The sequence below is a fragment of the Terrimonas ginsenosidimutans genome, from assembly GCF_022012415.1.
In the GTDB taxonomy this organism is placed as follows: domain Bacteria; phylum Bacteroidota; class Bacteroidia; order Chitinophagales; family Chitinophagaceae; genus Terrimonas_A; species Terrimonas_A ginsenosidimutans.
Genome location: NZ_JAKLTR010000008.1, coordinates 196,390 through 220,372, shown reverse-complemented (window position 1 = coordinate 220,372; position 23,983 = coordinate 196,390). Strand labels below are relative to the sequence as shown.

At 47.3% G+C, this 23,983-nt stretch carries 14 protein-coding genes; all 14 read left to right on the top strand.

The genetic code is table 11. The annotated features are described in order from the left end of the window. The first annotated feature begins 166 nt into the window (after positions 1-166). The 14 genes from LZZ85_RS14115 to LZZ85_RS14050 all read left to right on the top strand — a co-directional run bounded on the left by LZZ85_RS14115 (position 167) and on the right by LZZ85_RS14050 (position 23,958). Positions 167-1,183 carry a GntR family transcriptional regulator gene (locus tag LZZ85_RS14115; protein WP_237872939.1) on the top strand — a complete coding sequence of 339 codons (1,017 nt, stop codon included), beginning with the start codon at positions 167-169 and terminating at the stop codon, positions 1,181-1,183. 10 nt (positions 1,184-1,193) lie between these two features. Further along, the gene (locus LZZ85_RS14110; RefSeq protein WP_237872932.1) at positions 1,194-2,792 is read left to right on the top strand and encodes a solute:sodium symporter family transporter; all 1,599 of its coding nucleotides are present in this window, start codon (positions 1,194-1,196) and stop codon (positions 2,790-2,792) included. Between the two features lie 17 nt (positions 2,793-2,809). After that, positions 2,810-4,864 (top strand): alpha-amylase family protein, encoded by a 2,055-nt coding sequence (locus LZZ85_RS14105; RefSeq protein ID WP_237872923.1) that lies wholly within the window; start codon positions 2,810-2,812, stop codon positions 4,862-4,864. Between the two features lie 299 nt (positions 4,865-5,163). Then, the gene (locus LZZ85_RS14100) at positions 5,164-8,403 is read left to right on the top strand and encodes a SusC/RagA family TonB-linked outer membrane protein (protein WP_237872914.1); all 3,240 of its coding nucleotides are present in this window, start codon (positions 5,164-5,166) and stop codon (positions 8,401-8,403) included. Between the two features lie 44 nt (positions 8,404-8,447). Further along, complete coding sequence (locus LZZ85_RS14095; protein WP_237872912.1) at positions 8,448-10,361, top strand: RagB/SusD family nutrient uptake outer membrane protein; 1,914 nt, start codon at positions 8,448-8,450, stop codon at positions 10,359-10,361. A 30-nt stretch (positions 10,362-10,391) separates the two neighbouring features. Continuing rightward, positions 10,392-11,651 (top strand): DUF5000 domain-containing lipoprotein, encoded by a 1,260-nt coding sequence (locus tag LZZ85_RS14090; protein ID WP_237872909.1) that lies wholly within the window; start codon positions 10,392-10,394, stop codon positions 11,649-11,651. A 19-nt stretch (positions 11,652-11,670) separates the two neighbouring features. Then, positions 11,671-12,897, top strand: a complete 1,227-nt coding sequence (locus tag LZZ85_RS14085) for a DUF4998 domain-containing protein (RefSeq protein ID WP_237872901.1) — start codon at positions 11,671-11,673, stop codon at positions 12,895-12,897. 146 nt (positions 12,898-13,043) lie between these two features. Beyond that, complete coding sequence (locus tag LZZ85_RS14080) at positions 13,044-15,362, top strand: glycoside hydrolase family 95 protein (protein WP_237872899.1); 2,319 nt, start codon at positions 13,044-13,046, stop codon at positions 15,360-15,362. 173 nt (positions 15,363-15,535) lie between these two features. Continuing rightward, complete coding sequence (locus tag LZZ85_RS14075; RefSeq protein WP_237872891.1) at positions 15,536-16,759, top strand: enolase C-terminal domain-like protein; 1,224 nt, start codon at positions 15,536-15,538, stop codon at positions 16,757-16,759. Positions 16,760-16,776: 17 nt separating this feature from the next. Next, complete coding sequence (locus LZZ85_RS14070) at positions 16,777-17,985, top strand: glycoside hydrolase family 27 protein (protein ID WP_237872882.1); 1,209 nt, start codon at positions 16,777-16,779, stop codon at positions 17,983-17,985. Positions 17,986-18,027: 42 nt separating this feature from the next. After that, positions 18,028-19,680, top strand: a complete 1,653-nt coding sequence (locus LZZ85_RS14065; RefSeq protein ID WP_237872875.1) for a sodium:solute symporter — start codon at positions 18,028-18,030, stop codon at positions 19,678-19,680. 10 nt (positions 19,681-19,690) lie between these two features. Further along, the gene (locus LZZ85_RS14060; protein ID WP_237872872.1) at positions 19,691-20,485 is read left to right on the top strand and encodes an SDR family NAD(P)-dependent oxidoreductase; all 795 of its coding nucleotides are present in this window, start codon (positions 19,691-19,693) and stop codon (positions 20,483-20,485) included. Then, complete coding sequence (locus tag LZZ85_RS14055) at positions 20,482-21,981, top strand: alpha-L-fucosidase (protein WP_237872867.1); 1,500 nt, start codon at positions 20,482-20,484, stop codon at positions 21,979-21,981. Before LZZ85_RS14060 ends, LZZ85_RS14055 begins: the two co-directional genes overlap by 4 nt. 3 nt (positions 21,982-21,984) lie before the next feature. Further along, positions 21,985-23,958 (top strand): sialate O-acetylesterase, encoded by a 1,974-nt coding sequence (locus LZZ85_RS14050; protein ID WP_237872859.1) that lies wholly within the window; start codon positions 21,985-21,987, stop codon positions 23,956-23,958. Positions 23,959-23,983: the final 25 nt, after the last annotated feature.

The window sequence follows — 23,983 nt, the reverse complement described above, 5'->3', positions numbered from 1 at the left end:
GGACGATGTCTTAACTAAACGTCGGCAACACCAGCGTTGAACGAACTCTTCAGGCTGTGTACCAAACTATTTTTTTTCATTTCCCAAAACTTGAAATACATTTACCCGGTAGAATAGAATAGTACAGATACAGGACCAACCTACCGAAAAGACGAAACTGATTGCTATGCAGGATATTTACCAACAGGTAAGAGAGCTCGAAAACATACAGGGGCTGTCGAAACATGAACAACTTGTCCAGGGCTTTATCAATGCCATCAATGATAAATTGGTATCGCGCGGAGACATGCTGCCTTCCGTCAACAGCCTGATCAAAGAACTGGGCTTTGCAAGGGAAACCATTGCCAAAGGCTATAAAGAACTGATGAGCCGGGGTATTGTCGAATCAAAAAACCGTATCGGCTTCTTCGTGGCCCAGGAGAATACCGAAAGCCATCTTCGCATCGCACTGGTGATCTTCGCCTTTGACAGCTTCCAGGAAGTATTCTATAAAACGTTGCGCGACAGGGTAGGAAAGACCGCCCACATCGATATCTTTTTCCATCATAATAATATTGATGTACTTGAAAGTATCATCAACAACGTCCGCGGAAAATACGGAATGTATGTTGTTGCTCCGATCCCGCATAAACGGACGGCCGAGATCCTGACCACCCTTCCGCTGAATAAATTCCTGATGATCGACCGGTATCAACCCATGCCCGGTGATTTCTCGTATGTGGTACAGGAATTCGAAGAGTCATCTTATGATGCCTTTTCCAAACTGGCACCGGCCATCAGGAAATTTGAAGGAATGATCCACTATCACCGTCCCGCATCCGATACACCCATCGAGATCATTGAAGCATATAAGAAGTTTGTAAAAAAACAGAAGATCAAAAGCGTGATCCGGACAGAATACATCCCGGGATCTATCGAGAAAGGTTTTGTATACTTTACCATCAATAATGCCGAACTATGGCAAATGCTGAAAGATGCCAAAGCCAAAGGATTCAAACTGGGGAAAGATGTAGGCATCCTTTCTCACAATGATGAGGTAGTAAAAGAGATCATCTTTGATGGCATCACTACTTACTCCACCGACTTTGCTGTGATGGCCGAGAAAGCCGCCGAATTTGTGATGAAGAGAAATATGATACAGGAGGTTGTTCCAACCGTGCTGCTGCGCCGGGGATCACTATGATTGCTTCTTTATGAACATAACTATTCTGACAAGTTTTCTGGCCGTTACGCTTATTGCCGCGCTGATCGCTTTTTTTGCGACAAGGAAGCAACAGCTGCGTACACCCATCAGTTACTACCTCGGCAACAGGAGCCTCGGCTTCTGGATGATCGGCAGCTCACTGTTCCTGACAAACATGAGCGCAAACCAGTTCATCGGGGAGAATGAATTTGTGTACACGACCAATATGTCGGTGATGGCGTGGGGGATGAGTTCCATCCTTGCCATGCTGATCGTCGCAGAATTACTGATGCCGGTCTATCTCCGCATTGGTGCAGTTACAACACCGGATTTTCTGGCTAAACGTTTTGATACGCAAACACAACGGATCGTTTCAGTCATCTTCCTGCTGAGCTACTTCATCAATCTCATCCCATCTGTATTGTATGGTTGTGCCGTTGCCATCAACGGCATCTTTCATGTTGATCAGTGGTTCGGGCTCAGTTATTTCTTAACCATCCGGATCCTTGTAGTTATCGTAGGTGTGGTTGGCTGCCTGTACACCGTGCTGGGTGGGCTACGTGCGATCACTATTACAGATGTGGTCCAGGGGATCGGGATGCTTATCGGCGGGATCTTTATCGTTTGGTACGGTCTCCGTTTTTTGGGTGATGGCAGTGTGTTGCAGGGAGTGGAAAAGTTGACGGGTGAACACCGCGACCATCTCAATGCCATCGGTAAGCCAAAAGATGTGTTGCCTTTCGGCACACTCTTTACCGGGATGTTGCTGATCAATATCTACTATTGGGGAATGGAGCAGTACATCGTGCAGGAAGCGCTCGCATCAAGAAACCTCGCGGAGAGTCAGAAAGGGATCTCGCTGGCTTGTGTAGGGAAACTGATCGCGCCGCTGTTGCTGAATGTACCCGGATTGATAGCAGTGCATTTGTATCCGGATATCGCCAATACTGCGACAGTCTTTCCGAAGCTGGTCAGTGATATTCTGCCGCCAGTGGTCATCGGACTGGTAGCTGCGGTGGTGTTTGGAGGTGCACTCAGTACGTTCAATGCCGGTCTGAATAGTTCGGGGACCTTATTCGCTATGAATCTGTACAAGCCCTGGCTCGAGCGAAAAGGAAAAGTGGCGGACGAAAAAAAACTGGTAAAAAGCGGAAGGCTGTTCCAGGTAAGCTTAACTGCGATTGCCATCTTGTTCTCTCCATACATTATGTTCTATGAGGGCGGTTTTTATAACTACCTGCAGAAAGTATCGAGCTTTTTTAGCGTGCCTGTCTTCACGATCATGGTTGTAGGACTGCTAACAAAAAAAGTTCCACCGATCGCGGCAAAAATCGGTGTATTCTTTTTTGTGACAGCCTATACGCTGACACAGTTTGTCATAGACACCGGTCTGCATTACCTGCATATACTTGCGATCCTTTTTATTGTCACCACAATCATTATGTTGCTGGTGGGAAGGTTCCGTCCAATGGAATCACCCTTCTCACTGCAGGCACATGCAGCGGTTGATCTGAAGCCCTGGAAGAACCGCCACTGGTATTTTGTAGTGCTGGTGATACTGATGATCGGCATGTTCGTGCTGTTCTCGCCTCATGGAATTGCTGAATGATCTTTAAACAAATTAGTATGCCCAACGTATTGTATCTAGCTGTAACCACTTCAAAAATCTCCCGCCTCATTCTGATGATTTGTGCACTGTGCTGCACGTCTTCTCTTATTGCGCAAAAGAATGCTCTGATTATTTCGCTTGGAAAGAACGGCCGGGTAGTGTATGATCTGAATAAGGGATCTTATAGTATGATCTCGCAGGGGCGTACGATATTCTCTGATGCTTATGCCGCATATGCCGCGGGAACAAAAAGCAACGATACCCGACAGGCCGGTAAAGCCAGCTATACCGCGAAAGATACGCTTACGCCATTCGGAAGCGCCCGGTTGTACAGGTTGAAGTTTGCCGCAGACGCCTCTTTGATACAGTTATTTTATGTAGTGAAATCGCAGAACTATTTCTTCACTCAGATCCAGCTGGTAGATCCGGATGGGCCATCTGATCATATTGCGCCGCTCATTACGGCTGATCTTTCTTTGAAAAGCAAAGGTGACAACCGCGCACTTTATGTGCCTTTTGATAATGATATGTGGGCAAGATATAACGCCTCGCCACTCGCAAAGGCAGACCTCCAAAGCAGTGAGCTGACAGCGGTTTATGATGCCGATAATAACGAAGGGTTTGTTGCCGCTTCACTGGATCAGTATGACTGGAAAACAGGTATCGCCATCAAAGCAGCAAACGACAGCACCGCTTCATTGAAGTTGTTCGCAGGCTTCGCTGACAGTACGATCACCCATGACCGGATCACGCATGGAAAAGTATTACCGGTGAACGGAGTGATCAGTTCGCCGCTGATGCTGGTGGGTTACTTCAGTGACTGGAGAACGGGGATGGAATGCGCCGCAAAATTCAATGGCTTGCTCAACAAACCGGATATCTTCAACTGGGATCGGGCCACACCCATGGGATGGAATAGCTGGGGTGTTTTGAAAGACAAGATCACTTTTGAGCAGGCAATGAAAGTGGTTGATTTTTTCGGCGATTCCTTAAAGAATTTCAGAAATGCGGACAGCACTCTTTACATAGACCTCGATGCATTCTGGGATAATATGACCACTAATGGAATTGATGGAGACGTAAGCAAACTCAAGACTTTTGCTGAGCACTGCAAAAGCAAGGGGCTAAAACCAGGCATCTACTGGACGCCATTTGCAGATTGGGGTAAATGGGACAGGAAAGTTGAAGGCGCCGGTGACTATACCTATGCGCAAACCTGGACCACCCAAAAAGGAAAAATGTATGATATCGATGGGGGCAGGGCAATGGATCCGACTCATCCGGCAACAAAACTCCGGATGGTGCATACGCTCAATAAAATGAAAGAACTGGGTTTTGAAATGATCAAGATCGATTTCCTGGGGCACGGAGCTTTGGAGGCGGATCATTTTTATGATAAGAGTGTAACCACCGGTATGCAGGCATTCCGCCAGGGAATGAAATATCTCGACAGCGTACTGCATGGCAGGATGCTGGTCTATGCAGCTATCTCTCCCAATCTTGCCACATCAAAATATGTACATGTACGCCGTATCGCGTGTGATGCATGGAGCAGCATTGACCATACAGAATATACACTCAACAGCACAGGTTACGGTTGGTGGCAGTCGCTGATGTATAATTATGTCGATGCGGATCATGTGGTATTTGCCACTGAAGAGGACGGAGTGAACAGGGCCCGGCTTGCTTCAGCATTGGTAACAGGCTCCGTGTTCACTGGAGACGATTATTCTTCACAGGGCAAGTGGACGGCTACGGCTAAAAAAATATTACAGGATAGGACATTACTGGCGGTTGTAAAAGATGGAAAAAGCTTTAAGCCGGTAAAGGCCAACACTGGAAATAAGGGAGTAGAAGTATTTGAGAAGTATGTTCCCGGAGGGTATTACATGGCGTTCTTTAACTATAGTGATTCTGTAAAAAAAATCGCACAGGTTTTGCCTGCCGGAGTGAAACGAAAAACTGTCAGGCACATACCACTGCTTACCGGCGGAATAGTAAATTCTATCTCTGGCGGCTTAAACTTCACGCTGGCAGCGAGGGATGCCGAAATATTCTTTTTTGCTCGTTAAGCGGCGATAAGCTTTGGTCTGATTAGCGTTGTAGTAACGCAGAGAGCGCAAAGTTGCCGCAGAGAACGCAAAGAATACTTAGCGACCTTTGCGCCTACTTTGCGCTCTCTGCGTTACTCCCACGCCTTCCAAAGCCACAAAAGCATTTCGATCCTTTCGGATAATATTTTTTGGACGAATTAAAATAATCTTCTACTTTAGTGGAATAGTATAGTATAGTACAGGTGTCAGTCAGACACTTCTGCGATGACTCTGCTCACGGTTGAAATACCGTGAATACCAAAAAACAATTGCTTAATATGAACATCAGATTAGCTTGCTTCGCCTGCGGGAAATCTCTGTATTCCCGCCACCTGGTTTTTCTGTCCTTCCTTGTCATGCTTTCCCTTTTTTCCATTCGTTCATCAGCCCAGGGCGGTACACTGTCCGGGATGGTCGTGGACAGCCTTTCACGCGCCCCGATCAACGGTGTATCCGTCGTGATCAAAGGAACTAGGCAGGGAACCAGTACCGGTAAGGACGGTCTCTTCTCACTGGACATCTCTGCCAGCCAGGCTGTCCTCGAATTCACCAGCATCGGTTACCGGCCAATTGAAATGGTCGTGACCAAAGGTTCGTCAGTCACTGTTGCGCTTGCTCCTTCGATCGATACTTCGGGAGCAGTTGTGGTGACCGCATTCGGCCGCCGTGAAAGGAAAGAAGCGGTGGTTGGCTCAGTTACCAGCGTTCAGCCCGGTGAATTGAAGATTCCCGCCAGTAATATCACCAACGCACTCGCCGGTAAGATCGCGGGTGTGATCGCCTTTCAGCGTGGTGGTCAGCCGGGGCTCGACAATTCGCAATTCTTCATTCGTGGAGTAACTACTCTTGGCTACAGCAACTCGCCACTTATCCTCATCGATAACATCGAACTTACTGCGAGCGATCTCGCACGTTTGCAGGTAGATGATATCGCCAGCTTCTCCATCCTGAAAGATGCGAGCGCCGCCGCATTATATGGCGCAAGAGGTGCAAACGGTGTGATACTCGTCACTACCAAAGAAGGTAAAGCCGGTAAGGCACGCATTGAACTGAGAGTGGAGAACGCTATCTCTACTCCTACAAAAAGTATCAAACTGGCTGATCCGATCTCTTATATGAGAACGTATAATGAAGCGTTGACAACCCGCAATGCCGGTGCTACTCCTTTCTTCTCTCCGAACAAGATCCTCGGTACAGAAAGAACTCTTGCCGGCGAAGGAGGGATCACTCCGTATCTCTACCCGGCGGTTGACTGGATGAAAGAGATCTTTAAAGATCGCACAAGCACCCGCCGCGCCAATATGAGCGTTAGTGGTGGCAATGCGGTTGCGAAATATTACATCGCAGGTTCTTATTCAAAAGACAATGGTATTCTCCAGGTAAACCCGGTGAACAATTTTAACTCGGCCATGCGTTTCGAGAACTACCAGCTTCGTGCAAATACAAGCATCAAAGCAACTTCTACCACGGAAATTGGTGTAAGGCTTTGGGGTAACTTTAATGATTACACGGGGCCGATCAGCAACCAGGGTGGTGGATTTGCAACTGATCTCTATTCGCAGGTGCTTCACGCAAATCCGGTAGGATTTCCTGCATACTATCTGCCTGACAGCGCTAACCGTACTACCAATCATATACTTTTCGGTAACGCGATCAATCAAACGGGTAACCTTCAGGCAAACCCATACGCGTCATTGATGTATGGCTACAAGACATTTTCAGAGTCCCGCATGTCCGCACAATTTGAGGTGACGCAGAACCTGAAGTTCATCACGCCCGGCCTCTCATTCTTTGGCTTGTTCAGCACAAACAGGTACTCTTATTTTGACCTGAGCCGTAACTATCTGCCATTCTACTATAACATGCAGAGCTTTGATGAGCAGACGGGGGAGTATAAACTCAACTGGCTTAATGCTCAGCCCGGCGCTGCTCAGGAGTATCTCAATTATAACGAAGGTGCAAAATACCTGAACACTTACCTGTATATGCTTGGTCGTGTCGACTATAACAGGAGCTTCGGCCCCCATGGTGTTGGTGCGTCCCTGGTTGGAACACGTCAGCAAACCCTTACCGGCAATGCCGGGAACCTGCAGGCCTCGTTGCCAAACAGGAACCTTGGTATATCAGGTCGTGCAAGCTATTCTTATGATAACCGCTATTTCGCTGAATTTAACTTTGGTTACAACGGATCGGAAAAATTTGCTCCTGATAACAGGTTTGGTTTCTTTCCAACCGTTGGTGGTGCATGGGTGATCTCTAATGAAAAATTCTGGAACGGATCGATCAGTAAAGTGATCACGAGATTGAAACTGAGAGGAAGCTATGGTCTCGTGGGTAATGATGCGATCGGTGATCCGAGAACACAGCGATTCTTCTATCTTTCCAACGTACAGCCCAATGCGGGCCCGATCGCCTACTTCGGTACAAATAACTCCGTGTCTATGCGCGGACCGGTCATCAATGCCTATCCGAATCCTGGTGTGACCTGGGAGAGAGCGAAGAAATCTAACATTGCTGCAGAACTTACCATTCTTGAAAAATTGAACATTGTCGCGGAAGTATACCGGGAGAACAGGGAAGATATCCTGATCAATCGCGGTTATATTCCTATCACTGTTGGTATAGAGCAGAACGCGCTAAATAACCTCCGTTCAAACCTGGGTAGAGCTACTTCGGAAGGATTTGATCTTAATGTGAACTATCGCCAGGATTTCAAATCCGGTCTTTGGGCATCGGTTTTGGGCAATCTAACTGTAACCCGTAATAAGGTCGTTCATCTCGAAGAGCCGGAGTACGCTTACCCATGGAGGTTTGCTGCTGGCCGCATGATCAATCAGCCTTTTGGTTTTATCGCAGAACGTCTGTTTGTGGATGATAAAGAGGCGCAGAATTCACCCGTGCAATCTTTTGGTAACCTGCTTCCCCAGGGTGGTGATATCAAGTATCGTGATATCAACAAGGACGGTGTGATCAACCAGGATGATATGGTGCCGATCGGTTTGCCATCTACTCCGCAGATCATTTACGGTTTTGGCCTGTCTATGGGATACAAAAGTTTTGACCTTAGTGTATTCTTCCAGGGATCAGCCCGTTCCTCATTCTTTATCGATCCGACTGGTGTAACAGATTTTGATAATGGAAGATTCGGTACTGCGCCATTCGTGAACAATGCGCAGATCCTGGAGGCCTATGCAAACGACCACTGGTCTGAAGAGAATCAGAATCTCTACGCACTCTGGCCACGTCTTTCCGTATTCGATGTACCGAACAACCAGCAAAGAAGTACCTGGTGGCTGCGTGACGGAAGTTTTATCCGTTTGAAATCAGCTGAGGCCGGATACACATTCCCGCGCAGGTGGACAAGCCGCGCGCACATGGAAAGTGCAAGGATCTATTTCAGTGGTTTGAACCTGCTCACCTTCAGCAAATTCAAACTCTGGGATCCCGAGCTTGCGGGCAATGGGTTTGCCTACCCCATCCAGAAAGTATTTAACGTTGGTCTGAAACTCACTTTCTGATTAACCAGGCTAACATTATTCCCGATCACTCTAATAAAAGGCATATGAAAATCTTTATAAAAATATTTCTGGCAGGCTGCACAACAGTCCTCTTTTCAGGATGTAAGAAATACCTCGATGTAACGCCGGATAACATTGCTACACTGAACAGCTCGTTCAGCAACGCGAATGAAACGCAGGCTTACCTGTTTGGTTGTTATTCCAATCTCCAGGGATTGGCGGATGTGAGAGCTAACGCAGGTTTTACCGCCTCCGGCGAAGTATTGTTCCCGATCAATATGCAGGATCAGACTACGCTTGGCGGTGCAGGCGGCGATGCCGGTTTTAACCTGATGCGTGGTTTGCAGAACAGCCTGAACCCGATCCATAATTTCTGGGATGGATATAACCAGGGATTGAAACTCTGGGAGTCTATCCGTATGTGCAATACATTCCTGGCCAATGTTGATCAGCCACGCGATGTTCAACCATTTGACAGAGCCAGGTGGACTGCTGAAGCTAAATTCCTGAAAGCATACTATCACTACTGGCTGATCAGGATGTACGGACCAATTCCTATTGCTGATGTTGCCATCCCGATCAGCGCAACTTCTGAAGAAGTGCGCCAGAAACAACAGACGCTTGATTCCTGTTTTAACTACGTGATCAAAACGCTTGATGAATCGATCGCTGGCTTGCCTCCAGCAATTCAAAACGCTGCGGCGGAAGCGGGACGCATCACTTCTACCATCGCCCTGGCTGTTAAAGCTGAAGTGCTCACCACCCAGGCAAGTCCGTTGTTCAATGGTAATCCTGATTATGCTTCATTCAAAAACAAAGACGGCGTAAGTCTTTTTCCATCTGCTGCTGATCCGTTAAAATGGCAGAGAGCAGCAACGGCCTGCAAAGCTGCGATCGACGCTGCTGTGGCTGCCGGCGCAAAGCCTTATGAATTGAGGATCCAGGGTAATATCGTAAACATGTCCGAGCAGACACGTCAGTTGCTGACCTTGCAGGGGGCTTTCGTTGATGGCTGGAACCCTGAGCAGGTATGGACACTGAATCCACGTTTCGGATGGCAATATATGGCGATGCCAAGAGTTACGGCGGAAGCTGCTGCGAATGTGTTCGCCGTTTATTCCAACTTCTCTGTGCCCATAGCTCAGTCTGAGATCTTTTATACAAAGAACGGTGTACCTGTGTCTGAAGATCCCAGCTGGGATTTTGCAGGCCGGCATCAGCTGAGAGTAGGAGATGAGGCTAATAAATACTACATCAAACAGGATTACACGACGGTGAAAGGAAACTTCGATCGTGAACCACGTTACTATTCATCCGTTGCATTTGATGGTGCCGTATGGTTTGGCTCCGGTAACACGAACGATAACAATCCCAACTATGTTAACGCAGTAAATGGTTACGCATCCCCGCCCGACAGGGTTCGTTACAATGCGACAGGCTACTGGGCGAAAAAACTGACGCATTATCAGTCCGTGCCCGGTCAGAATACCGTTTGGCAGACTTACCCATGGACCTTTATGCGTCTCTCTGGTCTGTGGTTATTGTATGCGGAATGTTTGAATGAAGTGTCTGGACCTAACGCGGAAGTATATTCATGGATCGATAAAGTGAGAACGCGTGCTGGTCTGAAAGGTGTGCAGGAATCATGGGCTCAGTATTCACGCAATCCATCAAAGCCTTCAACAAAAGAGGGACTTCGCCAGATCATTCACCAGGAAAGAAGAATTGAATTGGCTTTCGAAGGGCAGGCAGGATGGGATCTCCGCCGCTGGAAAGAATTACAATCAGTACTGGCAACACCATTCCAGGGCTGGTCGGTATTTAACAGAACGATTGCGGGATACTATCAGCTCGGCACCGTTTATCAGCCATCATTCGGATTGCGTGACTATCTGTTCCCGATCCAGGAATACGACCTGATGACGAATCCAAACCTTGTTCAAACTCCTTACTGGTAAACAATATCGCGAATTGCTTAATGTATGATCATGATAAATCAATATAAAAATATACTGCACACGATCCTGCCGGCTCTGATGATCGCCTGTCTGTTCTCGTGCAGCAAGGTCTCGGAATATAAGGATGTTGTATCTACTGATATGACAAAACCTGACCCTGTAACAAACATACTGGTGAAGAATGAGGCCGGCGCTGCTGTCATTACCTATGATCTGCCTGCTTCCGAAAATATCCTGTATGTGCAGGCGACTTATATGATCAATGATAAGGTCAGTCGCCAGACAAAGTCGTCTTATTACTCAGATACCATAATCGTAAGCGGTTTTGAAAGAAGCCAGGAATACAAGGTTGTCTTACGCACCGTAAGCCGCGCCAATGTTTCTTCGGATTCAATAGTTGTAACTGTACATCCGCTGGAACCGGCTTACCGGGCCGTCTTTCCAACTATTGTTGTCAAGCCCGATTTCGGAGGTATTAACATCAATGTATTGAATGCCAAAAAAGCAAATATTGGAGTTATTACAGTGGCGATAGATCCCGTAACGAAGAAGTTCGAGATCATTAACCAGAATTATACCAGCCAGGATACGATCTCTTACAGTCTTCGTGGGTATGACACTATTCCAAAACAATTCGGTTTCTATATCACAGATCAGTGGGGCAATATTTCTGATACTCTGTTCAGAACGATCACGCCGATCTATGAATTGCTGATGGATAAATCAAAGTTTGCCTCCTATTCACTGCCGAGTGATGTGCGTACAGGTTTTGGCTGGGTGATCGAAAACCTGTGGAATAACAATACCGGTTCACCGGGTTATCACACTGATCAACCTATTCAGCCATTGGTTTGGCCGGCCGTTATCACGTTTGATATGGGGCAGACTGCCAAGCTCAGCCGCTATACGCTCTGGGATCGCGGGATCGATGGAAGCGGAAACTGGTTATGGCAGGCGGGTGCACCGTTGTCCTGGACACTCTGGGGCAGGACCTCAGCCCCTGTTGACGAAACAATGCCCAGCGGGCCATCCGCTCCGGGCGTTGGAGAAACTTCTCCCAACGGATGGATCAACCTTGGAACGTTCAGGCTTCCTGCAAAACCATCCGGCTTGCCCAATCCGCAATACACCAATGCTGATCTTGATTTCTGGAATGCGGGCTTCAGCTTTAACTTCTCGCTCGACCTTCCCCGTGTAAGATACATTCGCTTCCAGTGCCTGGAGAATGCGTCTCTTACCAACAACTTTTTTAACATGACCGAATTGACTTTCTGGGGAGACCCTCGTTAACCCAATAAAACAAATTATCATGCGCAGAAATAATTCATATTGGCTTTGGATCATCGGGCTTGTTACCATATTGGCTTGTTCACAAAAGCCGGATGACTTCAGGGAATTCCTGGAAGGCCAGGAGGTAAAATATCCCGGTGTGATCAACAAGACATTTGTAAGACCCGGTAATCTTCGTGTAGGCATTGGCTGGTCCCCCAGCCCTGATCCGTCTGTTACCAAATACAGGATCTACTGGAATAACCGCCTCGACTCTGTTGAAGTGGCTGCTACTTCCCATAATCCTTCCGACACGATCTATACGGTGATCGGTAACCTGCAGGAATATACCTACACGTTCTTTGTTTATTCATTTGATGCGAAAGGCAATCGCTCCATTCCTACGGAGATCCAGAATGCAAGAGTATTTGGAAACACATATCGGCAGAGCCTGATGAACCGCCCGATCAACCTGGTGGAGCCCTATAAACTGCTGAATGACGAAGGCTCGCAGATCACCCTGAATTTTCTTCAGCCAGACACAACGAATATGATCACGTATGTACGTTATACTAATCTGAGTAATGTACTGAAAGAAGTAGCTGTGTTGCCGCAGACAAATTCAGTCACCTTGAATGATTTCAAATACGGAACAAAAGTGGCTTACCAGTCATATTATAAACCTGTAGGGAATTCACTGGATACTTTTTCTGTAAGCCTCGTTGATACATTCCCCCGTATCGAATTCGGTATTGTGAAATGTGATAAAGGCATGTTCAGCATTGCAAACCTGCCAAATGACGTGCAGCCTTATGAAGGGCAAACAAGTGTGGCAAGACTTTGGGATGGATCGGTTGGACCACAAGGTTATCCGGATATCTTCCACTCCAATGGAGATAAGCAACTGCCCCACCACTTCACAATGGATATGGGCAAAGCGTACGATAGCCTTCGGAATGTTGAAGTGACCGGTAGGAACTGCTGTCATAACCCAACAGAGTATGAGATCTGGGGTATTGCCGATATCACGAATGCTGCTACAACACTCGCAGGTAATGACCCGGGTTGGAAAGCGGAAGCATTGTCCAAAGGGTGGGTATTGCTGAAAGAAGTGACCCGCTCTGATGATGGCGTAGGTCCGTATATGGTTGACTTTGGAACGAATACACCAAAGATCCGCTACATCCGTTTGCGGGTTAAAAAAGTTGCAAGCAATGAATCGTCATACAGCAACCTGAGTGAACTTACATTCGGGTATAAAAAATAGGTCATGATCCAGGCCGCCCATGCGGCCTGGATTTTTTTTATCAAACATTCTATAGGTCAGGCAACGCGAAGCAGGACGACTTCATCTTTTATCCGTTCAGATCATCCTGTTCAACACTACTGCGGTGTTGGTTCAAAATATCATTTATGAAACTGTTGACACTTCTTTTTTCAGTACTTGTTTGTTCATTTGCATCCGCACAACGAAGCCCTTTAGCTATCTGGTTCGATAAACCTGCAGCGCAATGGGAAGAGACACTTCCATTGGGGAATGGCCGGTTAGGCATGACTCCCGACGGCGGCCTGCAAAAAGAAAAAGTAGTATTGAATGATATCACGATGTGGTCGGGTAGTCCGCAGGACGCCAATAACTATGAAGCGTATAAGCAATTGCCAGCGATCAGATCATTGTTATCCGCTGGTAAAAATAATGAAGCGCAAAAGCTGATCGACAAGAACTTTGTGTGTCTTGGTCCGGGTTCCGGCGGCAAACAATGGGGCTGCTTCCAGATGCTCGCTGATCTGAACATTTCTCATAAATATGCGGCAGATCCCGCGCTGAATAAAAATTATTACAGGAGACTTTCACTGGATAGTGCTGTTGCCGTTACATCGTTTGAACTGGAGGGGGTGAAATATAAACGTGAGTATTTTACCAGTTTCGGCGATGATGTGGATGTGATCAGGATCTCTGCAAATAAAAAAGGGATGATCAGTTTCTCTGTTGGCATCAGCAGACCGGAGCGTGGGAGTTCTTCCGTAACGGGTAATACTTTGCAATTACGTGGTCAGTTGGATAATGGCACGGACGGAAAAGGAATGAAATATCTCACGGAGGTAAAGATCCGTAATACCGGCGGGAAACAATCTGCAAATGGAAATGAACTGGTGATCACGGATGCTGATGAAGCGGTGATCTATATCTCGACAGCAACAGATTTCAGAAATCCGTCTTATCAGTCTCTTGTTGCAAAAAATATGAACGCTGCACTATTGAAAAGTTTTGCAGTTCAACAGCAGTTACATACCCGTGCATTCAAAAAACTATTTGACCGGGTGTCGATCGATCTGGGTTCAGGCGCTGCATCAGCAATGACAACGGACAAACGTCTGGCTGAACATTATCAGCACCCGGATCAGGATAAGTCGATGCCGGCTTTGTTCCTTCAATTCGGTCGTTATCTCACCATCAGCAGTACACGTGTTGGTCTGCTCCCTCCGAATCTGCAGGGGCTTTGGGCGAACCAGGTGAATACGCCATGGAATGGAGATTATCACCTTGATGTGAACGTGCAGATGAATCACTGGCCGGTGGAGATGTCAAATCTTTCAGAATTGAATCTGCCATTGACAGAGCTGGTCCGCGGATTAGTTGAGCCCGGCAGGAAAACCGCGAAGGCGTATTACAACGCTGATGGCTGGGTGGCACACGTGATCACCAATGTTTGGGGCTTTACAGAGCCCGGGGAAAGTGCCTCATGGGGTGTTACCAAGTCCGGCTCAGGCTGGTTGTGTAATAATCTTTGGGATCATTATGAATACAGCAGCGATCTCAAATATCTTAAAAGCATCTACCCGATCTTAAGAGGGTCGGCTCTTTTTTATAAAAGCATTCTGGTAAAGGATGAGAAAACGGGTTGGCTGGTTACATCGCCATCTTCATCACCCGAAAATTCATTCCTTCTTCCTGATGGAAACCATGCAAGCATTTGTGTCGGTGCAACGATCGATAACCAGATCATCCGTGAACTATTCAACAACGTGATCACGGCTTCTTCAAAACTTGGTATTGATAGGGCATTCGCGGACTCTTTACGCGCGCAATTGCCGCATCTGCCACCGGCAGGTATCATTTCTCCGGATGGACGCATCCAGGAATGGCTGGAAGATTACAAGGAAATAGATCCTGAACATCGTCATATCTCGCATTTGTATGGTTTGTATCCTGCAAACCTGATCACGGCCGATGGTACACCTGACCTCGCTGCTGCTGCTAAAAAATCGCTCAATGTGAGAGGTGATGATGGGCCAAGCTGGGCGATCGCTTATAAACAGCTTTTCTGGGCCAGGCTGCAGGATGGTAACAGGGCATTCAAATTATTAAGAGAAATATTAAAGCCGACACTCAGGACGGATATTAACTATGGCGCCGGTGGAGGCGTTTATCCCAACCTGCTTTCTGCAGGGCCGCCATTCCAGATAGATGGAAACTTCGGCGCGGCTGCCGGCATACTTGAAATGATCCTGCAAAGCCATGCCGGTTATGTGGAGTTGCTGCCTGCGATCCCTGATCTCTGGAAAAAAGAAGGCAGCGTGAAAGGGTTAAAGGCAAGAGGTAATGTTACGGTGGATTTCTCCTGGAAAGACGGTGTTGTTACAAGGTATATGCTGACATCGCCGGTCAAACAACAGGTGAAGTTGAAAGTAAATGGGGAAATGAAAACTATTGGGGTTGGTTCCCGGTGAGGAAAGTGGTAGGGAGTTATTAGTTTAATAGTTTAATGGTTTAATAGTTTAACGTTGTTGATACGGAATGCAGATAACGGAAGATTTCAGTTAGCAGTGTTCCGGATTTGAGATCCGGCGCTTGTTTATAATTCTTGAACAGCATCGGAAGAGTGTACAAAATAAATCCAACTATGATCAATAGAATTTCTGTAGCAGATAGAAGATATGCACTCGCAAAGAATGCTGGTAGTGACGCTATACATCGTGATCCTGTTTACTCGTATGCCGTGACTTATTTGCATGACGATAGTGGAGTAACTGGTACAGGTCTGGCATTCACGCTGGGAGAAGGAAATGATCTGGTATGTAAAGCTGCTGCTTTTTATGCAGAGCAGCTGAAAGGGAAGGATATTGAAGATGTGATGCATGATTTCGGAAAACTGTTCAGCCAGTTTTCAAATGAACAGCAGTTTCGCTGGCTTGGCCCACACAAAGGCGTGGTGCATCTTGGTCTCGCTTCCGTCACCAATGCCTGCTTTGATCTATGGGCGAAGAAAAGAGGAGTGCCGCTTTGGTCGCTACTGAACAGCCTCGATGCGGAAGCAATCGTTCGCCTCCTTGACCTGTCTTATCTCGAAGATGAACTTACCGCAGAACAAGCCCTCGAACTGATCAACACCCAGTCTGCCGGCAAGCTGGCGCGTCATGTTATTCTTGAGAAAGGCTATCCCGGTTATGATACATCTATCGGCTGGTTCAATTATACTGATGAACAGGTGAAGCAGAATGTGGCGAAAGCTGTTGCCAATGGTTTTACCGCTATGAAGTTGAAAGTAGGCTCAACAGATCCGCAAAGAGATATCACCCGCGCACATATTGTTCGTGAAGCTGCCGGTGACGCCGCACGTGTTATGCTCGATGCAAACCAGCAATGGACTCTTCCGCAGGCGATCAGTATTTGTGACGAATTGAAAAAGATGGATCCATACTGGATAGAAGAACCTACACACCCGGATGATGTGCTCGCTCACAAAGTGCTGGCAGATCATATTGCCCCGTTCAGGCTGGCGTTAGGAGAGCACGTACCAAACCGGATCATATTCAAAAACTATCTTCAAACTGGCTCCGCGGGTTTTATGCAGGTGGATGCTGTAAGGGTAGGAGGAGTAAGTGAATTTATCACGGTAAGCCTGTTGTGTAAAAAGTATAATGTGCCTGTTGTGCCCCATGTAGGTGATATGGGACAGCTTCATCAGCACCTGGTGTTATTTAATCACATTTCACTTGGACATGAAGCCCTGTTGCTGGAGCATATTCCTCACTTAAAAGATCATTTTGTTTTCCCTGTTAACGTGAGTGACGGGGTGTATCATACCCCGCAGGAGCCGGGAAGCAGTTGTGATCTGAAGAATTAATGACAAATGCAATATTGATGAGATTATCTGTATTCTTATTACTGTTCTTATTGAGCGGTTACTCGTTTTCACAGATCAATGACCGCGCATTGTTCAGTCTGTCACCTCCTATGGGATGGATGACATGGAATCTTTATGGAGAAAATATCAATGAAGCATTGATAAAAAGGATGGCTGATGCAATGGATTCGACGGGAATGAAAGAGGCAGGATACAATTACCTGATCATTGATGACGGATGGCAGGGAGGACGGGATAACAAGAACAATATTATAGCTGATCCGGTAAAATTTCCTTCAGGTATAAAAGCGCTGGCGGACTATGTTCATGCAAAGGGGCTTCGTTTAGGGATTTATTCCGATGCTGCATTGCTTACCTGTGCAGGCTACACCGCCAGTTTGAATTTTGAGGAACAGGATGCAAAAGTGTTTGCCGCCTGGGGGATCGACTACCTGAAATATGATTACTGTAACGCGCCCGAAGATTCCGCTACTGCTAAAAGCCGTTACCAGAGAATGGCGAACGCGCTTTCCGCGTCCGGACGCGATATCGTATTCGGTATATGCGAATGGGGTGGGCGGCATCCCTGGAAATGGGCCGCTGCTGTGGGCGGAAATCTCTGGAGAACCACAGGTGATATCCGTGACAAATGGAAGGCCCTGCCCGGGCAGAGCGGCGAAGGGATCATGGATATAGTGAAAGTGAATGGAAGCCTGGACAAATATGCCGCTCCCGGAAAATGGAATGATCCCGATATGCTGGTGATCGGTCTGTACGGGGCAAAAGGACCTTCCGCTGATCTCGGTGGGACCGGCTGTACAGATACTGAATACAAAAGCCAGATGAGCTTATGGTGCGTAATGGCTGCTCCGTTGATCGCTACGAATGACCTGACAAGGATGAACACTCCAACCCGGGAGATCTTATTGAACAAAGAAGCTATTGCGATCAACCAGGATAGATTGGGTGTTCAGGCCGGCAGGATAGAGAACACAGACACCTGGGAAGTGTTCCTGAAGCCTTTGAAGAACGGGGATCTTGCCGTGGCGATATTGAATAAATCAGGAAAAGAACAGCAGCGGGAGCTGGAATTCCGGCAGCTGGGTATTGAAGGGGAGTACAGCGTCAGGGACATCTGGACGCATAAGACCGCTGCCAAAAAGAATAAATGGAAAGGAACGGTATTGCCTCACGAAACAAAATTATTGCGGTTGATAAAAAGATGACCGGTCATCATCTATTGCCAACCCCTCAATCCAATTATTGAGATGATCGCAGCTGGAGATATTGTTATTGCCGCCGTGTATATTGTACTGATCTTTATCATAGGATTATGGTCAGGCATTAGGCATCGACGTAAAACCCGGGCAAATGCTGCCAACGGATATTTCCTTGCCGGAAAATCGTTGAAATGGCCTGCGATCGGACTTGCCCTGTTTGCTACAAACATATCCACCGTTCATCTCGTAAGCCTCGCCCAAAGCGGTTTTGACTCAGGCTTGCTGAATGGAAATTTCGAATGGATGGCAGCCTTCACGCTCATCCTTCTTGCATTATTCTTTGTTCCCTTTTATATCAAATCGGGCGTAGCAACCCTGCCTGATTTTTTGGAGAAAAGGTACGACAGGGCCTGTCGCGACTGGCTTACCGTTATCTCACTCATTTCTGCCGTCGTGATCCATATTGCATTCTCGATGCTGGCTGGTGGTATAGTGCTAAAAACACTGTTTGGTATAGATATGTATACCGGCGTGATAGTCATCTCTATCATTACAGCTGTCTACACGATCGTTGGCGGATTGAAAGCAGTCGTAGTTACCGAATCTATTCAGACCGTAGTACTGGTTGCAGGTGCGCTGATCATCAGTTGGGCGGCATTTCAGAAAGTGGGTGGATGGCAACCAATGATCAATGTGCTGACAGAAGAAAATGAATTAAGCAAACTATCAATGCTTCGTCCTTCCGGAGACGAAAGCGGAATGCCCTGGTATGCTGTTTTCCTGGGTTATCCTGTTCTAGGCATCTGGTACTGGTGTGCAGATCAGACGATCGTGCAACGCGTACTGGGAGCAAAGGATATAGATCATGCAAGAGGTGGAGCATTATTTTGCGGGTTTATAAAGGTCCTTCCCGTATTTATTTTCGTATTACCGGGTCTGCTGGCTTTTGTGTTGTTTAAAACCGGATCACTTGATCTGGGGAGCTTAAAGACCGTTGATGCCGCGGGTAAAGAAATTGTTCAGTCAAAGGGCATCTATACGGTAATGATCACGCAACTGCTTCCTACCGGCCTGGTGGGGGTATTGGTTGCGGCGCTTTTATCCGGTTTGATGAGCCAGATCTCCGGTGCGCTGAATTCCATTTCGACAATGATCAGCTATGATGTTTACAAAAGATACAAGCCGGAGGTGAACGATGCACAACTGGTAAAGGCCGGTAAGGTTGCCGCGGTGATCGCACTGGTCTTCTCTTTGCTGCTGCTGCCGTTGCTGAACCGGTATGAAAGCATTTTCAATGGATTGAATGATATCATCGCGCATATCGCGCCGCCGATCACCTGCGTATTCCTGCTTGGAATATTCTGGGGAAAGGCTTCCGCAAAGTCTGCCCGGCTTACGCTCTGGCTTGGCTCAGCCTTAGGAGCCATTGTTTTTGTCCTTAATAAACTGATGCCCGACAACCCTATAGCAGGAATTCCATTCATGATGATGGCTTTTTACCTGTTTTGTGTCTGTGTTTTTATGCAGGTGATATTCTCTTTTCTATTCCCTGTTGCGCATACAAAAGAAAGCCGCGACTTCTTCTGGAAGCATCCATTGGAACCTCTGAGGATGAAGGCGCGTCGGGGATTGGGCGATTACCGCTTTTTAACAATGATCCTGGTGATCGTAATGGTTTGGTTGTTTTATTCGTTCAGGTAAAATTAAAAGCATGGGAGATCTGTTGAAAGATAAAGTGATATTCCTGACCGGCGGTTCTATGGGCATTGGCCTGGAATGCGCCAGGAAGTATTTAGAGGAAGGTGCGAGGGTGGTGATCGCTGCGAATGATGAAGAGTCTTTACATCAGGCAGCATCTGCATTGCGGATCAGGATGGATGATTGTATGTTCTGTGACGTCACGAATGCCGCTACTGTCCAATGGGCGATTGAAAAGACTATCCTTCGCTATGGAAAGATAAATGTGGTGCATAATAATGCAGGCATCGCTCATCCTGCCAAAACTTTACATGATACGGCTGATCACGAATGGGATCTGCTTTTTGATGTGAATGTAAAAAGTATTCTGCTTACAACACGGTTTGCGATCGGATCACTGAAGAAGACAAAAGGATGTATTATCAACACGAGTAGCCTTGTGGGAGAGATCGGGCAGGAAGATCATGCGGCCTATGCCGCCACGAAAGGCGCGGTGAATGCCCTTACAAGATCAATGGCGCTTGACTATGCACCGTATGGTGTTCGCGTAAATGCGGTTGCGCCTGCAGGTGTGTGGACAGATATGTTGCGTAAATGGGCTGCCAGCCTGGACGATCCCCAGGCGATGGCTTCTTATCTCGACCAGATCCACCCACTCGGGTATTGCCCCCAGGGAGATGTGATCGGTGATGCATGCGTATTCCTTGCATCTGATAAAGCAAGTTTTATCACGGGATCTGTAATGCCTGTATCCGGAGGTGCTGAATTGGGTTACAGATCAATGAAACGTAAAACAGAAATACAGTGAAAGTGATCAGAGAATTTCTTTTAGTGTCATTTGTTTGTATACTGCTCCTGCCGGACCTCAACGCACAGGTGATCACGCCCGCACGTACTCCGAATGCTACGCAAAAGGCCATGCAGAACAGGGGCTATGGTATGTTCATTCATTTTGGGATAAATACTTTCGCTGATATCGAATGGTCTGACGGAACGATCCCGGTGGAGAAATATCATCCTTCAGACCTGGATCCTGATCAATGGGTAAGGGTTGCGAAACAGGCCGGATTCCGTTATGTATTGCTCACCGTAAAACATCATGATGGATTTTGCTTATGGGATAGCAGGTTCACAAACTATGACGTTGCATCGTCGCCCGTTAAAACGGATATCGTGAAAGCCGTTGCGGACGCGTGCCGCAAATACGGCGTTCAGTTCGCCGTTTATTACTCCCTTTGGGACCGGCATGAGCCTGTATACAAAGATCGCAAAGCTTATCAAAAGTATATGCTGGATCAGCTGACCGAATTGTTCACGGGTTATGGCCCCATCTGCGAGCTCTGGCTTGATGGTGGCTGGGATAAGAAACCGGAGGAGTGGGGAATTGAAGAGATCTACCGGCTCGCAAAAAAGTATTATCCTGATTGTGCAGTAAGCGTTAATCACACCATCGTCAGTGAAGAAGGGAAGCGCAACTATACACCCGCCGGCGATATGACGGAGAATGACAGGTTTTATTTCCAGTACTTTCCTTCTGATTTCCGTCTCTGGGATCCACAGCTTGCCAATCTTTCAGATAAAAAGCAATACCTGCATAAAGGTGGGTCATACTATCTTCCGTTTGAACATACTATTTGCCTCAGTAAAAGATGGAACTGGTTTCAGAAGACTGCTGAGCTGCCTGTTCGGGACCTGGATGAATTGCAGGAACTGTTTTACCACGCAACCGCGAACAAGAATACGCTGGTGTTGAATGTTCCGCCTGATAATACAGGCCGTATCAGGGAATATGAGGCCAACGCAGTGATTGCGCTGGGTAAGCGACTGGGTATCCGGGAAGGAAAGCCTTTACCAGTGAACGGTTCATTTTTATCAACAGGTCGGAATGCTTCTGCCAGTAGTGTCTATCCGGACTCTAAAGGTGTATATGCTGCTACCGCTATCAATGATGGGAATATGCAATCCCGATGGGCTTCCACAGATACAGTAGCGGAGGTAGTCATCGGCCTGGATGCAGCAAAGCCCTTCAATAAGATCAGCATTTTTGAATACCAGGATGTGGCAAATGATGCCGATGGTTTTTCGCAATACCGGACGCCCAGGATCAAACGCTATGCGATCGATGTTATGCTGGATAAAAAATGGATCACTGTTTATCTGGGCGAGGATCCGATAGGAGATTGTAAGGTGATACATTTTCCTGTTGCTTATAAGACCGGCAATCTCCGGCTGCGCGTGTTAAAAGCGACCGCGCCGCCTTCTATCTATGAGTTGAACGTGATTTATATGAATGATAAAAAATGAAAGATGCCGAGATCGTTTCTGGTAATAATTTTTAGCTGGATCATGCTGCCTGCGCAATCACAGTTGCAAATGCCTTCTGTCTTCGGTGATAGCATGGTGCTGCAGCGGGATGCGCCGATCCGGCTTTGGGGTAAAGCAATACCCGGTGAAAATGTAACGGCTGTTTTTCATCAGCAGCGCAGAACTGTCAGGGCTGATGCCATGGGTGAATGGACCATTGTACTTTCTCCGGAAAAAGCCGGCGGCCCTTATGATCTTTCTGTGAGCGCAAACAAGACACTTCTGTTCAAAGGCATACTGATGGGAGATATCTGGGTGTGCTCTGGTCAGTCGAATATGGAGTTCCCGGTGAAAGGATGGAGCAGTGTCAATAATGCAGAGGCGGAGATCGCATCCGCAAACTATCCACGCATCCGTCTTTTTACCGTAGAGAAAAATGTATCCGCTCTGCCGGAAGGTGATCTGAAAGGGGAATGGAAGACTTGTTCCCCCTCCAGCATCCCCCTTTTCTCTGCCGTAGGGTATTTTTTTGGTCGTGCATTGCATAAAGAACTGAATGTACCTGTTGGACTGATCAATTCTACCTGGGGTGGAACACCTGTAGAAACCTGGATCAGTCGTGATGGATTTGAAAACGATCCTTACTACTCTACCGTGATGCAACACGCTCCTGAACTATCCATGGATGCGCTGATCGGTCAGCGTCGCAGCAGGGAGCAGTCTTATGTTGAATCACTTCAAAAAGATCTGCCCGATCTTTCTGATAGTGCCCGTTGGAAAGAAAGCAGCTATGACGATATCAGATGGAAAAAAATGCTGCTTCCTGGATTATGGGAATCGCAACCGGGATTGTCGCGTCTTGACGGAATTGTCTGGTTCAGAACAGCAATTGATCTTAGCCCGGAAGACCTGGCCGGCACTGCAGCCATTCATCTCGGAATGATCGATGATCGTGATGATACGTATCTGAATGGCGAACGCATTGGCGGAATGAATGGCTGGAACACTGACCGGGTATATACTGTACGGAATGGCCTGCTTAAGCCCGGTAGAAATGTGATCGCGGTCAGGGTGGAAGATGGTGGAAATGGCGGCGGGATTTATGGCGACAGCAACCAGCTGTTCTTATCCTCAAATGGCAAAAGATTTCCGTTGTCAGGTGCGTGGCGGTATCGTATCCAGGATGTATTGCATAGCTCCAACGGTATCGGGCCCAATGATTACCCGTCGCTGCTGTATAATGGAATGATCCATCCGATAGAGCGGCTGCAGATAAAGGGAGTGATCTGGTACCAGGGTGAAGCAAATACTTCAACTGCGTATGAATACCGCAAGGCGATGCAGTTGTTGATCCGTGACTGGAGGATACGTTTCAGTAATCCTGCTATGCCATTCTACTTTGTACAGCTGACCAGCTTCAATGCGGCAAATGGAAATAGTAACAGCGGCAGTACATGGGCAGAACTAAGAGAATCGCAGGCGGCGCCTCTTCGCTTGCGGGGAACAGGAATGGCGGTAACCGTTGATCTTGGCGATGCGGCAGATATCCATCCCCGGAATAAGCAGGATGTTGGTTACAGGCTCGCGTTGCTCGCATTGAGAAATACCTATAAAAAACAGGTTCAGTCTTCCGGTCCCGTATACACCGCAATGAAGAAGAATGACAGCAGTATCGTGCTGAGTTTTTCTGCGATAGCGAAAGGGCTTGTTGTTAAAGGATCCGGTCAATTGCAGGGGTTTGAAATCGCGGGAGCTGATCAGAGATTTTATCCCGCAGAAGCATTGATCGTTCCCGGGGGAAGGGTGAAGGTTTATTCCTCATCCGTTGTTCAGCCCGTTGCAGTGAGATATGCATGGGCAGATGATAATGGGAATGCGAACTTATTTAATAGTGAGGGTTTGCCGGCGGCTCCGTTCAGAACGGATCAGTGGCCGGGTATAACCGTTTTGAATAAATATGATCCTTCATTAAAGTGATCTTAAGTTTTATTGTTCATACAGA

Excerpts from the sequence above, each read along its gene's own strand:
- LZZ85_RS14075 (WP_237872891.1), top strand. The coding sequence starts at position 15,536 with ATGATCAATAGAATTTCTGTAGCAGATAGAAGATATGCACTCGCAAAG.
- LZZ85_RS14110 (WP_237872932.1), top strand. The coding sequence starts at position 1,194 with ATGAACATAACTATTCTGACAAGTTTTCTGGCCGTTACGCTTATTGCC.
- LZZ85_RS14115 (WP_237872939.1), top strand. The coding sequence starts at position 167 with ATGCAGGATATTTACCAACAGGTAAGAGAGCTCGAAAACATACAGGGG.
- LZZ85_RS14050 (WP_237872859.1), top strand. The coding sequence starts at position 21,985 with ATGCCGAGATCGTTTCTGGTAATAATTTTTAGCTGGATCATGCTGCCT.
- LZZ85_RS14065 (WP_237872875.1), top strand. The coding sequence starts at position 18,028 with ATGATCGCAGCTGGAGATATTGTTATTGCCGCCGTGTATATTGTACTG.
- LZZ85_RS14100 (WP_237872914.1), top strand. The coding sequence starts at position 5,164 with ATGAACATCAGATTAGCTTGCTTCGCCTGCGGGAAATCTCTGTATTCC.
- LZZ85_RS14080 (WP_237872899.1), top strand. The coding sequence starts at position 13,044 with ATGAAACTGTTGACACTTCTTTTTTCAGTACTTGTTTGTTCATTTGCA.
- LZZ85_RS14090 (WP_237872909.1), top strand. The coding sequence starts at position 10,392 with ATGATAAATCAATATAAAAATATACTGCACACGATCCTGCCGGCTCTG.
- LZZ85_RS14095 (WP_237872912.1), top strand. The coding sequence starts at position 8,448 with ATGAAAATCTTTATAAAAATATTTCTGGCAGGCTGCACAACAGTCCTC.
- LZZ85_RS14085 (WP_237872901.1), top strand. The coding sequence starts at position 11,671 with ATGCGCAGAAATAATTCATATTGGCTTTGGATCATCGGGCTTGTTACC.
- LZZ85_RS14105 (WP_237872923.1), top strand. The coding sequence starts at position 2,810 with ATGCCCAACGTATTGTATCTAGCTGTAACCACTTCAAAAATCTCCCGC.
- LZZ85_RS14060 (WP_237872872.1), top strand. The coding sequence starts at position 19,691 with ATGGGAGATCTGTTGAAAGATAAAGTGATATTCCTGACCGGCGGTTCT.
- LZZ85_RS14070 (WP_237872882.1), top strand. The coding sequence starts at position 16,777 with ATGAGATTATCTGTATTCTTATTACTGTTCTTATTGAGCGGTTACTCG.